We start from the raw sequence: 13,642 nt of genomic DNA on the forward strand, positions 1-13,642 counted from the left end.
GTGACGAGGCGACGGCGGGCCAAGCCGTCGTCAGTTCCAGGTGACCGTGTCTTGGTTCAGGAGAAAGTCCACCAGCTCGATGCTGTCTCTCAGGGCGATTTGAGCGTCTTCCGACATGGGCAGGATCGCTCCGACCGGTTTCCCCACTTCCATGTCGTCGAGGGAAGGAATGCCATCGGGCTCGAGTCGCTCGAATTCCGACCGGTAACTGGCCATCCATAACCTCCTGAGAGCCCCGGGATGTAGTGCGGCTCTGAGTTATCATACCACAGCGATTTCGAGCGGTGGGCACGCCCCGATGGCAAGCCCACATGCGGACGATGAGCGCGGTGAACGAGCGCTATTGAAGAGACTCGACGGGCGGAAGGGCGCCAAGATACGCGAACTTGCCGACACCGACCAAGGCGCTCCCGGGTCGGAGACGAAAATCATCGCGGGTCGAATCGACGAACGACGGCTCGACCGCGAGGTCCGTCTCGGGTTTCAGGTCGAGCGCCGGGGTGGGCGGGGAGAGCCCGGGTCTGGAATAATTCGCCTGGCTGTTGTGGACGGCGTTGTAGGACAGAACCGGACGGCTGGACGGCGCAACGACGAAGCCGACCGTGTTCAGGCTGATCACGTTGCCCGACGCTTCGCCCCGGGATGTCTGCAAGAAGGCGATGCCGCCCCCGTTCTTGGCGATCGTGTTGCTGACGACGACGGCCTTCGCCGAGTCGGTGACGAGAACGGCCTCGAAGAGGTTCCGGGTGATGACGTTCCGCTCGATCCGGACATCCGACTGACCGGCCACCGTCACCCCATGGTCGTTGTCGTGGATGATGTTGCCGGTCAGCACGGCCTCTGAATCCGCAAACTGGACGCCGGTCGTCTCGCTGTTCCCAATGCGCGAGTTCTCGATCCGCACGTCCTTGACCTGCTGGCCGAAGACCATTCCCTTGATCCACACGTCGCGCAGCACGATGCTCCGTCCGTTGAACATGCCGAGCGCGAGCCCGCCGTGCTCATGGATCGTCACCCCGCTGATCTCGACGTGCGTGGCGCCGTAGGGCCACTTGCCGATATGAAACGTCCCGACGCGGTTCAAGCCCAGGATCGTCACACGACCCGCGCCTTCCCCCTGCAGCGTCAGCCGATCCTTGCTGTGAATCGTGACGTCCTCATGATACTCACCCGCCTTGATCACCACGGTGTCGCCGCGGCGGGCCTCGTCCACGGCCTGTTGGATCGACGTGTACTGCCCGCTCCCGTCGTGCGAGACGACGAGCGTCCGGGGCGCGGGCGCCTCCGTCGACACCGCGCGTTCTTCGGCGCGGAGCGACGGCCCCTGGACCAGGAGCCAAGGGAGGCCGAGCACCGTGGCCGCGGCGACCAGGAGGAATGGACGGACGAGAGGCATGGTGCGTGATACAGGGAAGCGTCCGATGAAGTCAAGCACGACGGTGTGTTGTGAGCCTTCCGGAGCGCGTGCTATCCTCGCGCATGATCTTGGTCGGGCTCACGGGCGGGGTGGCCACGGGCAAGAGCACCGTCGCTCGCCTCTTTCGCGACTGCGGAGCGGCGGTGATCGATGCGGACGTCCTCGCGCGGGCAGTCGTCGAGCCGGGGAAGCCGGCCTGGCGGGCCATCGTCCGGACCTATGGGAAGGACGTCCTCCTGGAAGACGGGACGATCAACCGGCAGGCCCTCGGCCGTCTCGTCTTTCGAGACCCCGCCAAGCGGCGGACGTTGAACGCCATCATCCATCCCCGCGTCGCCCGTGAACAAGCCCGGCGCACGCGCGTGCTGGCCGAACGACAACCGGCGGGCGTCATCCTCTACGACGTGCCGCTGCTGTTCGAAGCCTCCATTGACAACCGCGTGGACCGCATCATCGTCGTCACGGCCGACCGCGAAACCCAGATCGCACGGTTGCGCGAACGAAACGGGCTGTCGCGGAGCGAGGCCGTCCGGCGGATCCGGAGTCAACTGCCGCTGAGTCGGAAGATCGCCCGTGCCGACTACGTCATCGACGGAACGCGTCCGCTGGGCGAGATCCGGGAACAGGTGCGGCGGATTTACGGAGCGTTGAAACAGGCGGCGGAAGAGCACGCGGCGGTTATTCGGCTTCGGAGACGCCGGTCGTCTCCTCGGGGAGCAGCACGGTCAGCGCGAACGGAGCCGTCGAATCGCGATGCGCGATTGCGACGAACGAGCAGAGCTGCGGCTCATCGTCGGGCGGAATCGCCAACAGTGCGGGGAACTTGATCCAGGGCGACGTGATCTCGGTCTGTTCGATGTGAAGGCGGAGAGCCAGCAGGACATCGCGCACCCGCGCGCGGCATTCCCCTTCGGTCAGTTGACGCGATGCGGAGATCCCCAACTCCCAGAGCGGTTTGCTGATGCCGACGGAGAGCTTGAGACCGACCTGCTCGGCGATCGGGGACACATCGACCAGGATGCCGGCCTCGACGGCTTCCTGCCGGTTGAGCAGCCGCGCGGCCGGTTGAGACGCCTCGTCGGAGACGGTCGGCCCTGACTTGTCAGAGGCATCCGCCACGTCGCTCGGCTCGGCCTCTGCCGGTATTGGGTCGTCGATGGACAGCGGCGAGTGCCTCGCGAGCGCGTTCAGGATTCCGTCGTAGACGCCGCGCGCCGCCGCCGACCAGCTTGGATCGAACGGCAGCCCCCGAAACGCCGCCTCCGCCGCCTTCTTCTCGTCATACGTCAGCTCGCGCGCCGCCATGCTCCAAAGATAACGCCCCACCCCCCCTTGTCAAGACGCGCCCACGGCGTGGATGCAGGCCGAACCGTGCGTTCCAGAAAGAACCTGTGTTAGAGTGCCGACATGCGCAAGGTGATGATCATCGGGTCGGGGCCGGCCGGTCTGACCGCCGCTATTTACACCGCACGGGCCAATCTGAAGCCCGTGCTCATCGAAGGGAGCCAGGCCGGCGGGCAATTGACCCTGACGACCGAGGTCGAAAACTACCCGGGGTTCCATCATGCGATTCTCGGCCCCGATCTCATTCGAGAGATGCGCGCCCAAGCGGAGCGTTTCGGCACCGAGTTCGTCTCGGGCGACGTCACGCGGGTCGACCTGACCGGCCGGCCCCTCCGGGTGACCCTGGAAGACGATCGACGCCGGGAGTGTCTCGCGCTGATCATCGCGACCGGCGCGTCCGCGATCTGGCTCGATGTGCCGGGGGAGTCTCGGCTGATGGGCCACGGGGTGTCGAGCTGCGCGACCTGCGATGGATTCTTTTTTCGGGGCCAGGAGCTCCTCGTCGTCGGCGGCGGCGACACCGCGATGGAAGAAGCGATCTTCCTCACCCGGTTCGCGACGAAGGTGTCGGTCGTTCACCGCCGCGACAAGCTGCGGGCATCGAAGATCATGCAGGAGCGCGCCTTCAAGAACGAGAAGATCGCCTTCATTTGGAATTCGGTCGTCGAGGAGATCCTGGGGGACGAGACGGTGACCGGCGCACGGTTGCGCAACATCGTGACCGGCGAGACGTCGGACGTCAAGGCCGCCGGGGTCTTCGTGGCGATCGGTCACCGGCCGAACACCGGTCTCTTCGCCGGGCAGGTCGAGATGGACGCGCGCGGCTACATCGTGACCCGCAACGGCATGGGGACGAACCTCCCCGGAGTGTTCGCGGCCGGCGACGTGCAGGATGCACGCTATCGCCAGGCCGTGACAGCGGCGGGCTCCGGCTGCATGGCGGCGCTCGACGCGGAGCGGTACCTGGAGGCGCTGGAAGCGGAACGGTGAAGACAAGGTTAAGGTTGAGGCTAAGGTTGAGGGTCGGAATTTTGAGAAGAAAGATTAATTAAGGTCGAGGCTGAGGGTCGAAAAGAACGGTCCTGACCTGCCTCCCGGCTCTCTCCTCCTCCTCAACCTTAACCTAAACCTAAACCTGAACCTTGTATCTTTCACCTGATCTTTTACTATGACGCGAGCATGAACCCCGGACGTGATAGGCCGATGAACCTTCGGTCCCGTAGACCGTGGTTGAGCGTGGTCGTCACGTCCTTGCCTCCCCAAGCTCGTACAGTTGCCGGGGCCGTGAGCCCGCATCGTGGCAAGGCCGAGCGAGTCGGAGGCCTTCACGAGGAGGAGCACCCATGACTGACACGCCTCGCTTTGTTGGCATTGACGTCTCCAAGGAGCAGCTTGACTGCGCCGAGCGGCCGTCGGGGGCGCGGCAGGTGGTGCCGTACACCGAGGCCGGTCTCAAGGCGTTGGTGGAGCAGTGCCACGCCGCGCGTCCGGTCGCCATCGTGGTCGAGGCGACGGGGCGCCTCGAACTGCCGCTGGTGAGCGCCCTGGCGGCTGCGGGGCTGCCGGTCTGCGTCGTCAATCCGCGGCAGGTGCGCGATTTTGCCAAAGCCACCGGGCGGTTGGCCAAGACCGATGCGCTGGATGCCGCCGTCCTGGCGCAGTTTGCCGAAGCGGTCCGGCCGGCGCCCCGGCCGATCGCCGATCAGGCCACCCAGGAGCTGCGGGCGCTGCTGACCCGCCGGCGGCAGCTCCTGGACATGCGGACCGCCGAGCAGAACCGCCTGGGGACGGCGCCCCGGCGTGTGCAGCGCCAACTCGAGGCCCATCTCGCCTGGCTGGACCGCCACCTTGCCCAGGTCGATGAGGAGCTCTCGCAGTTGATCCAGTCGCTGCCGCTGTGGCGCGCAAAGGAGGATCTGCTGCGCAGCGTGCCGGGCGTTGGCCCGGTGATGAGCCGCACGCTCCTGGCGGAACTCCCGGAACTCGGCACCCTGAGCCACAAACACCTGGCGGCCTTGGTCGGGGTGGCGCCGCTCAACCGCGACAGCGGCACGCTGCGCGGCCGGCGCACCTGCTGGGGCGGCCGTGCCCCCGTGCGGCAGGTCCTCTATATGGCGACGCTGGTCGCGGTGAAGTGGAATCCGGTGATCAAGGCGTTCTATGGCCGACTCCGGGCCGTCGGCAAGGCGCCCAAGGTCGCCCTGGTCGCCTGCATGCACAAGCTCCTGACCATTCTCAACGCGATGGTCAAACATCAATCACCGTGGCGAGTCAGCTCGCCCGCTTGACAATCAAGACAGTTGCTCAACCTGCATCCCATGCGTTGCGCGATCCTCCACTATCATGAGCTGGGCCTGAAGGGGCGGAACCGGCCGTACTTCGAGCAGCGGCTGGTGCGTCACCTGCGCCTCGTCTTGCGCGGCACCGGGGCGAAACAGGTCGATGCGCTTCATGGGAGGATTCGGGTGATGCTGGGGCCTGAGGCCTCGTGGGACACCGTGCGCGACCGACTTCGCCGCGTATTCGGGATCGCCCATTTCGGTCTCGCGCAATCCGTGCCGCTCGATCCCGATCCCGCGCAGGCACTCGATCGGCTCAAGGCCGCGGTCGCGGCGGCCCTGCCTGCACGCCCGTTCGCCACGTTCCGCGTGTCGACGAAGCGGGCCGACAAGCGGCTCCCGTTCACCTCGATGGACGTCGACCGCGAGGTGGGAGCCCACGTGTGCGCGACCACGGGCAAGAAGGTCGATCTGCGCAAGCCCGAGCTCACGATCTCGATCGAGGCGCTCTCCAAAGAGGCCTACTTTTCGCTGGACCGCGAGCCCGGGGCCGGCGGCCTTCCCATGGGGACGAGCGGCAAGGTCGCGTGCCTGCTGTCCGGTGGGATCGACTCGCCGGTGGCCGCGTACCGGATGATGAAGCGCGGCTGCAAAGCGGTCTTCGTCCATTTCCACGGCAGGCCCTACGTCTCCCGGGCGTCCGAGGAGAAAGTCCGCGACCTCGTCGAGCTGCTCACCGCCTATCAACTCCATGCGCGACTCTATCTGGTTCCGTTCGGCGACATTCAGCGGCAGATCGTGCTCGGTGCGCCGGCCGCGTGTCGCGTCGTGCTCTATCGCCGGATGATGGTGCGGATCGCCGAGGAAGTGGCCCGGCGGGAGCGCTGCTGGGCGTTGGTGACGGGAGACAGCCTGGGGCAGGTGGCCTCGCAAACCCCTCAGAACCTCTCCGTCGTCGAGGAGGCCGCCGGATTGCCCGTCCTTCGCCCGCTGATCGGGATGGACAAGATCGAGATCACCCAGCAGGCGGAATCGATCGGCACGTTCGAGACGTCGATCGAACCCGATCAGGACTGCTGCCGGCTCTTCGTCCCGCCGCATCCGACGACGCGGGCGGACCTCGAGCACATCAAGAAGATCGAGCGCGCGATCGATCCGACGGCCTTGGTGAAGCAGGGCCTCGAGCAGATCGAGGTCGCGGAGTTCGCCTTTCCGCGTCCCCTCTAGCGGCGAGCTCCGCCCGGCGGAAGCAGTCCACGAGATGGTCGTTGACCATGCCGACGGCCTGCATGAATGCATAGCAGATCGTGGAGCCGACGAAGCCGAAGCCGCGGGCGATCAGATCCCGGCTCAACGCGTCGGAGTCCGGCGTGCGGGAGGGGATCTCCGCGAGCGACCGTGGGGCATGATCGATCGGACGGCCGCCCACGAAGGCCCAGACATACGCATCGAAGCTCCCGAACTCTTTCTGAACCGCCAGGAACGCCTTCGCATTCCTGACGGCCGCCGTCACTTTCAGCCGGTTGCGGACGATGCCCGGGTCGGCCAGCAGGCGATCGATCTTCGGCTGTCGATAACGGGCGATCTTCGCGGCGTCGAACCCATCGAAGACCCGCCGGTAGTGGTCTCGCTTCTTCAGGATCGTGGACCAACTCAATCCCGCCTGCGCCCCTTCGAGGATGAGGAACTCGAACAGCCGACGGTCGTCGTGAACGGGTCGGCCCCACTCCAGGTCGTGGTAGGTCATCATTTCAGGCTCGGCCCTCGCCCAGTCACAGCGGATCATGCTCACCTCTTCGAACGTCCTGTCCGACAGGCGGTCTTCGCCCCGTCGGCGACGGCGCCGTCCTCTTGTCGGCCGCGAAGAATTCGGTTACGATGCCGCACGACCATAGGAGCCCCCTCTTCAGAAGGTCACGATGTACGAAGCCTATGCCGCCACGCTCGTCGGTGTCGTCAGCGCCGCGGTCGCCATTTGGGCGCTCCGGCTCAGTCGATCGCTCGCGCCCCTGCCCTACACGGCCGTCCACGTGGCGGCGATCCTGATCATGATCCTGCTCGTGACGTGGGGCTACGCCAAGGTCCCCGTCCTGCACCGCTATCCGCACGACCTGATCTCGCGGCTGATCTATATCGGCGTGAGTTGGCTGATGTTCGTCAACACGCTCGTCGTGCATTGGAGGTTGAATCGGCCGAAGCCCGCCGGCACGCCGACGGTGTTGCCCGAGTAGCGGCCAGCCGCTCCGGACGCGGCGGGGGCTAATTCCCAAGCAGCGCATCCATCAGCCGGAGCTGAATCTTCCGCACCCGCTCCACCTGCCCTTTCGCGGCAAACCGCTCGTAGAACCCCTCGGCCCGGAACTCCTTCGCGAGGCTGGCCCACGGCTGGACCGTGTCGGCAAACGGCTTCGGCGACCGCTGCTGCTCCCACTGCCCCATCAGCTTGCGGTCCACGATCAGGTCGTCGAGCACGCGGATCAGCGCCTTGAGCGAGACATCGCGGGTGAACATGGACCGGTCGTTCTGGCCCCACACCTCGCGCATCACTTCTTTGACGCCCTTCAGATAGTCGCGCACCAGCTCGTAGCACCGCTCCGCCTTCGCCTCCAGATGGCTCTCGATCCATCGCCAATGGTGGTCCGCCACCTTGTGCAGCTCGTTGAACAGCTCGGACTGGAGGATCCACTTCTCCTGCTTGCTGCGCCCGCCCAGGCGGTTGATCTTGTACTGCAAGGGCGAATCGTCCCGCTCGTAGAGCAGCGTCACGACCCGCGCGGCGAACTTCTTCTGCGGGCTCTCCCACGAGACCTTCTCGTAGAGGTCGACCAGGTGCGAGCGATTGATCCGGGTATGGGTGGAATTGATGATAACGAACATCTCGGTGGCAAAGTCGGCGCTTCGCCCATCGAAGAGCACACAGGGCACATCGACGCGGGCCGTCTCGTCGGGATGACGCTCCCTGAAAAAATGGAGCCCCGCGATCCGGTGCTGCCCGTCGATGATCAGATATTTCTCTTTCGGCTCGCTCAGGAACCCCACCGACTCGTGCTCGCCCATCCGCTGGAATCGCAGGGTCTCATCGGTGAAGAGCAACACCGTGCCGGGGACCATGGGCTGGGTCACGGCCGTTTCGTAGAAGTTGACGATCTGCTTCAGCTTCTGCCGGCTCAACGTGCGCTGGAAGCCCTTTTCGCTGCGCTCGATGCCGGCGATGAATCGCCCGACCTCGTCGTCCTGGCGCAGCGACTCCTGCTCGATCTGCTCCCCTTCGAAATAGTAGCGACTCGTGAAACGGACCCGGTCGAGCAGCTCCGAGGCCTTGTACGAGATGAAGTAGAAGACGCTGTCCTTCTGACGAACACGCGTGGCGAGCATACGCCCTCCTTGGGTTGAGCGGCCGGCTGCCGCAGCCGGCCGCGGCGCGGGCCGGCGGCATGGGGCCGGTACGAGATTGTAGCTAAAAACGGCCACGAGGGCACCTGCGCCCGCCGCCTTCTTCCCGTTCACCCGGCCGGGACGGTGTGCTAGGATGGCCGAATGGTGTTCCCGATCTCAGGAATCCGCGCCTGGGCCTTGGTTGTGGCGATGGCCGGGCTCGCCCTCGTCCTCGACCTGGCCGCCGCCGTGACCTTCGGCGATTCATCGGCCACGACCGAATCCTCCTGCAACTTCGGGATGGAAAAGGGCGAGCTCAGGCAGAGCTGCCGGGTTCCGATTCCTCCCGGGTGCGTCGTGGCGAACTTTCCGGGCTCCCAGAAGCCGTGGACCAATATCTCCAAAGGCGGCGCCACGACCTGCTCGTTCAATCCGAAGGAAACCGACTGGAAGACGCGGATCACGGGAAGTTGCACGCGGTGCGCGACGGAGCATTGTTCGGCCCGCTTCGCGGTCGTCTTCGACTGCTCCGCCTCGATGCCCCCTCCGACCAATCAACATCCCCCCCGAACGCCATGAGTCTCACGGCGGCGATCAAGGACGAAGCCAAGCGGCTCGGCTTCGATGCCGTCGGCATCGCGTCCGTCGGCGAGGACGACGGGACCATCCGGACCGGACTCGGCCGCTTGCGGGCATGGCTGGCACGCGGGTACCAGGCCACGATGGCCTGGATGGCGCGGCAGCCCGAGCGGCGGGCGGATCCCCGGCTGGTCCTCCCGGGCTGCCGTGCCGTCATCTGCGTCGGCCTGAATTACTACACCGACCAGCAGGCCGATGAAACGCCGGGACACGGCCGGATCGCCCGGTACGCCTGGGGCCGCGACTACCATGAGGTCCTCGGTGAACGCCTGAAGGCGTTGGCGACGCATGTCCAGACGCTGGCGCCGGGGGCCGGCGTGCGCTGGTACGTGGATACCGGACCCGTGATGGAAAAGGTCTGGGCCCAGCGCGCGGGGCTCGGCTGGATCGGGAAACACTCGAATCTCGTCTCGAGCGAGTTCGGCTCATGGCTCCTGCTCGGGGAGATCCTCACGACCCTGGATCTGGAGCCCGACGCACCCGCCGCGGACCTTTGCGGGTCGTGCACGGTCTGCCTGCGCGCCTGCCCCACCGGGGCAATCGTCGAGCCCTACGTCGTGGATGCGGGACGCTGTGTGTCGTACCTGACCATCGAGCGGCCGCGCGCCGGCGAGCCGATCCCCGCCTGGGCGCAGCGTCCGCTGGGCAATCGAATTTTCGGTTGCGACGATTGCCTCGACGCCTGCCCATACAACGTTCACGCGACGCCGACCCGGGAGCCGGCGTTCACCGGCACGCCGCACACTTTGTCTCCGGACCTTGGGGCTCTGTCCCGGCTGAGCGAGGCCGAGTTCGCCGCTCGGTTCGCCGAGAGCCCCGTCCGTCGAGCTCGATATCCGGGCTTGTTGGAGCAGGTCCGGGTCGCCATCGAGAACGCCCGCCATACCTGCGCCGTGCAGTGATCCCGCCGCTCCGCCTATTCAGCTCGCTGCCCGCCGACGCCGTCGGCGGCGGCTTGAACGGCATGCCGCCGAGGACTATCATCATCGGTGAGCCACCGGCGGTCCGGGTCACGCCACCGCCCCGTGGGTCCACGATGGATGCCGGCTGATGCGGACGCCCACCCTGCTGATCGTCGAAGATGAAGAGCGCATGCGCCGGCTGCTCGCGCTGGTCCTGGAAAAAGAGGGCTACGCGCTGCTGCTTGCCGACTCCGGCGAGCAGGGGATCCGGCTTCTTCAAGACGGCGCCGACGTCGACCTGATCATCACCGACCTTCAAGTCGGCGCCACCTCCGGGTTGGACGTGCTCGAAACCGCCAAGCGCCAGATGCCCGACGTGCCGGTGATCATCATCACCGGTTACGGCACCGTGAAGTCCGCCGTGGAGGCGATGCGGAAGGGCGCCTACGACTACATCTCGAAGCCGGTGGATCACGACGAGCTCAAGATCGTGATCGCCCGAGCGCTGGAGGCCAGGCGGCTGACGCAGGACAACCAGGCGCTCCGCGCGGGCCTCCACGAGCGGTTCGGCTTCGACGGCATCGTCGGCCGGTCGAAGCAGATCGAAGAGGTCAAGCAACTGGCCATGGAAGTGGCGAAAACCGACGCGACGGTCCTGATCACCGGCGAGAGCGGGACCGGCAAGGAGCTCCTGGCGCGGGCGATCCACTATGCGAGCCCGCGGGCCACGGGGCCGCTGATTGCGGTCAATTGCGGCGGAATTCCCGAGTCCCTACTGGAGTCCGAGTTGTTCGGGTACGAGAAGGGGGCGTTCACGGACGCCAAGAAGGCGAAGCCCGGGCGCTTCCAGCTCGCCGACGGCGGGACGCTCTTCCTCGACGAGATCGGCGAGATGAGCCCGGCGGCGCAGGCCAAGCTGCTGCGGGTGCTGGAGGACCACACCGTGGAGCCCCTCGGCTCGACGCGCGGGATCCGGGTCGACATCCGGGTCATCGGGGCGACGAACCAGGATCTCTCGGAATTGATCAAGAAGAGTCGGTTCCGGGAGGACCTCTATTATCGCTTCCACGTCTGCCCGCTCTCGATCCCCCCGCTCCGCGAGCGCAAGGAGGACATCCCGGACCTCTTGAGCGCGTTCGTGAAGAAGGCGTGCCAGGAAAGAGGGCTTCGCATCAAGGGCGTCTCCCGAGAGGCCTTGGCCATCCTGGAGCGGCACGACTGGCCGGGCAATGTCCGCGAGCTGCACAACGTCGTGGAGTGGGTGACGATCAGTTGCCGCGAGGGGGAGATCAAACCGGAGCACTTGCCGTCCTATTTGCGCGCCGGGACCGGCGCCAGCTTGGACGCCAACAAGGGAACGACCGCGCCCGTCTCGCTCCTGTCGCTGGGGCTCTCCGTCGAGGAGGTCGAGAAAGCGATGCTGAAAGAAGCCCTGGAGAAGGCCGAGGGCAACATCTCCGAGGCCAGCCGTCTGCTCAAGATTACCCGGAATACGCTGCGTTATCGAATGGCGAAGTACAATCTGTCTTCGCCGAACGGGGATCGGTAGTCGAGGCAGGATCTGCTTGACTTTCTTCTCGGATGCGCATGATGATCTAGACAAGAGGGGCGCGTTGGACTCGGCCTTCGGTTCCGCGGGCCCCGGTCATGGTCTTCCGGCGTTCCGGGGTCCTTCATGGAACACTCACCCAGGACCGGCGGCCTCCAGCGCAAGTTCTTCATCGCCCTGCTGATCGCCGGAATCGTTCCCGGCATCGTCGCCCTGATCGCCACTTACCTGTACAGCACCGAGAGCCTCAAGCACTCGATCGGCAGCAGCTTCCAGGAAATCGCCCGGTCCACCTCGATCCGCATCGCGGCGGCCGTCGACATGGAAATCGACCGCGCGGTCCAACTCGCCGCCACGCCGGTGGTCGTCCAGCGGATCGTCGAGCTCGCGAATCAGCGCTATGCGGGCAAGACGGAAGCGGAGATCGAGGCGCTGCTCAAGGAAGGCCCGACCCCGTCCCTGCTCGCGCAGCTCGACCAGGGCCCGCTCCCGCTCTCGCAGGCCGTCAGGTACCTGGAAGAATGGGCCCGGAAGGACGGCCACTACGTCCGCGTCGTCCTCGCCGACAGCCGCGGCGCCCTCGTCGCCTCGAACGACCCGCACGCGCAGTTCATGAACGAGGACGAAACCTGGTGGGAAGAAGCGTTCGACAACGGGGCCGGCGTCGCCTACGTCAGCTCCCTCCATCTCGATCCGGACCTGAACGAGTACGTCTTCGAAGTGTCCGTCCCGGTACCCGGTCAGGATGACGCTGAGCCGATCGGCGTCGTCGGCCTCATCATCAGCCGTCAAACCTTGATGGATACGATCCTGCCCATCCGCGTCGGCGAGACGGGACACGGCATGCTGCTCGACACCGCCGGGACTCCCTTGGTCTGCCCGGTCCTGCCGCCCACCGAGCATCTCATCCAGCAGGCCCTGCTCAGCCAGCTCGCGCAGGACCGCCCCTCGTGGCTCGTCGTGGACGACGACGCCCACGGCGGGCACAATTCCATCATCGGCGTCGCGCCGGTTCGCTTTTCCCACCGTCTGACCCCCCTCAGCCTGGGCGGACAACGCTGGTTCGCCTTCGTCCGCCAGCAGCCCGAAGAGACGTACTCCCCGATCTACTCCTTGCTCCTCACGGTCGGCTTGATCGGGTTCGGGTTGGTGGTGGTGCTCGCGTCGCTGGGCTTCGTGCTGGGGCGTCAGATCGTCAGCCCGATCCTCGCGCTCCGCCGGGAGGCCGACGCCTTGCGCCGCAATCTGATCGCGCTCTCGTCCGCGACGACGACCCAACCGGCCGAGATTCGAAGCGCCCTCCCCGACATCCGGACCGGCGATGAGATCGAAGACCTGGCGAAAACGTTCGAGGCGATGCGGCGCTCGCTCGAAGACAGCCTGCACACGATCCGGGTGCAGCACGACGAGCTCGTGCGAAAGGAAAAATTGGCGTCCGTCGGCCAACTGCTGGCGGCCCTTGCCCACGACCTCCGCAATCCGCTCGGCGTCATCCGAAGCTCGGCCCAGCTCGTGCTGGAGGAGCATCAGCCGGACGACATCAAGCAGGAGGTCACCCGGTACATCATCGACGAGGTGGACAAGCTCACGCACCGCATCAACGACTTCCTGCGCTATGCCAGGCAGAAGCCGCCCGAGCCGAAACCGATTTCGCCGGAGGCGCTGGTAAAGTCGGCCGTGTGGCAGTGGAAGGCCCAAGGCGGACATGAACGGCTCTCGGTCGTGACCCAGTTCCAGGACGGCTTGCCCGACCTGTGCGTCGATCCGGACCAGGTGAAAGAGGCGCTGGTGAATCTGCTCGTCAACGCGCGAGAGGCCATGCCCAACGGCGGCCGGGTGACGATCCGCGCCTACACGGACGGGAACGCCGTGCTGATCGAGGTGGCCGACACGGGGTGCGGGATCTCCGAAGCGCACCTGCACCGCATCTTCGAGCCGTTCTTCACCACCAAAGACTACGGCACGGGCCTCGGCCTCACGAACGTGAAGCGCCTGATCGAGGACAACGGCGGCGCGATCGAGGTCGAGAGCGAGCTCGGGAAAGGCAGCCGGTTTTCGCTTCGGTTCGCCGCGCCGCACGCCGTGCCCCGCGCGCAAGACCGGCTTGAGTTGGATCGGCAGGCAGGGTAAGATGCGC

Annotated in this window: 13 protein-coding genes; 9 read left to right on the forward strand and 4 right to left on the reverse strand. The window is 66.0% G+C overall.

From position 1 onward, the window contains the following. Nucleotides 1–30: 30 nt before the first annotated feature. Complete coding sequence (locus tag ACWHYV_RS16220) at nucleotides 31–216, reverse strand: hypothetical protein (protein ID WP_447977534.1); 186 nt, start codon at nucleotides 214–216, stop codon at nucleotides 31–33. A gap of 124 nt (nucleotides 217–340) precedes the next feature. Next, a complete protein-coding gene (locus ACWHYV_RS16225; protein WP_447977535.1) occupies nucleotides 341–1,396 on the reverse strand; it encodes a pectinesterase family protein in 1,056 nt (351 codons plus the stop codon). A gap of 50 nt (nucleotides 1,397–1,446) precedes the next feature. On the opposite strand from ACWHYV_RS16225, the gene coaE reads away from it, so the two are divergent. The 4 genes from coaE (at nucleotide 1,447) to thiI (ending at nucleotide 6,267) form a co-directional block, all read left to right on the forward strand. Beyond that, nucleotides 1,447–2,244: a dephospho-CoA kinase gene (coaE, locus tag ACWHYV_RS16230; RefSeq protein ID WP_447977536.1), complete on the forward strand. Its 798-nt coding sequence runs from the start codon at nucleotides 1,447–1,449 to the stop codon at nucleotides 2,242–2,244. A 580-nt stretch (nucleotides 2,245–2,824) separates the two neighbouring features. Continuing rightward, nucleotides 2,825–3,751 (forward strand): thioredoxin-disulfide reductase, encoded by a 927-nt coding sequence (trxB, locus tag ACWHYV_RS16235; protein WP_447977537.1) that lies wholly within the window; start codon nucleotides 2,825–2,827, stop codon nucleotides 3,749–3,751. Nucleotides 3,752–4,104: 353 nt separating this feature from the next. Further along, nucleotides 4,105–5,049 (forward strand): IS110 family transposase, encoded by a 945-nt coding sequence (locus ACWHYV_RS16240; RefSeq protein WP_447977538.1) that lies wholly within the window; start codon nucleotides 4,105–4,107, stop codon nucleotides 5,047–5,049. Between the two features lie 30 nt (nucleotides 5,050–5,079). Further along, nucleotides 5,080–6,267 (forward strand): tRNA uracil 4-sulfurtransferase ThiI, encoded by a 1,188-nt coding sequence (gene thiI / locus ACWHYV_RS16245; RefSeq protein ID WP_447977539.1) that lies wholly within the window; start codon nucleotides 5,080–5,082, stop codon nucleotides 6,265–6,267. Here thiI and ACWHYV_RS16250 read toward each other — a convergent pair. Then, complete coding sequence (locus tag ACWHYV_RS16250) at nucleotides 6,170–6,826, reverse strand: DNA-3-methyladenine glycosylase I (protein WP_447977540.1); 657 nt, start codon at nucleotides 6,824–6,826, stop codon at nucleotides 6,170–6,172. The two genes, thiI and ACWHYV_RS16250, sit on opposite strands and share 98 nt — an antisense overlap. A gap of 133 nt (nucleotides 6,827–6,959) precedes the next feature. On the opposite strand from ACWHYV_RS16250, the gene ACWHYV_RS16255 reads away from it, so the two are divergent. Next, the gene (locus tag ACWHYV_RS16255) at nucleotides 6,960–7,271 is read left to right on the forward strand and encodes a hypothetical protein (protein WP_447977541.1); all 312 of its coding nucleotides are present in this window, start codon (nucleotides 6,960–6,962) and stop codon (nucleotides 7,269–7,271) included. Between the two features lie 28 nt (nucleotides 7,272–7,299). Here ACWHYV_RS16255 and ACWHYV_RS16260 read toward each other — a convergent pair whose 3' ends face one another. Continuing rightward, a complete protein-coding gene (locus tag ACWHYV_RS16260; protein WP_447977542.1) occupies nucleotides 7,300–8,415 on the reverse strand; it encodes a DGQHR domain-containing protein in 1,116 nt (371 codons plus the stop codon). Between the two features lie 162 nt (nucleotides 8,416–8,577). On the opposite strand from ACWHYV_RS16260, the gene ACWHYV_RS16265 reads away from it, so the two are divergent. The 4 genes from ACWHYV_RS16265 to ACWHYV_RS16280 all read left to right on the forward strand — a co-directional run bounded on the left by ACWHYV_RS16265 (nucleotide 8,578) and on the right by ACWHYV_RS16280 (nucleotide 13,635). Then, a complete protein-coding gene (locus ACWHYV_RS16265) occupies nucleotides 8,578–8,994 on the forward strand; it encodes a hypothetical protein (protein ID WP_447977543.1) in 417 nt (138 codons plus the stop codon). After that, complete coding sequence (gene queG / locus ACWHYV_RS16270) at nucleotides 8,991–9,956, forward strand: tRNA epoxyqueuosine(34) reductase QueG (RefSeq protein ID WP_447977544.1); 966 nt, start codon at nucleotides 8,991–8,993, stop codon at nucleotides 9,954–9,956. Before ACWHYV_RS16265 ends, queG begins: the two co-directional genes overlap by 4 nt. 148 nt (nucleotides 9,957–10,104) lie before the next feature. Next, the gene (locus ACWHYV_RS16275) at nucleotides 10,105–11,505 is read left to right on the forward strand and encodes a sigma-54-dependent transcriptional regulator (protein ID WP_447977545.1); all 1,401 of its coding nucleotides are present in this window, start codon (nucleotides 10,105–10,107) and stop codon (nucleotides 11,503–11,505) included. 126 nt (nucleotides 11,506–11,631) lie between these two features. Next, complete coding sequence (locus ACWHYV_RS16280) at nucleotides 11,632–13,635, forward strand: ATP-binding protein (protein WP_447977546.1); 2,004 nt, start codon at nucleotides 11,632–11,634, stop codon at nucleotides 13,633–13,635. The last annotated feature ends 7 nt before the right edge of the window (nucleotides 13,636–13,642 follow it).

The organism is Candidatus Nitrospira bockiana (genome assembly GCF_965152565.1).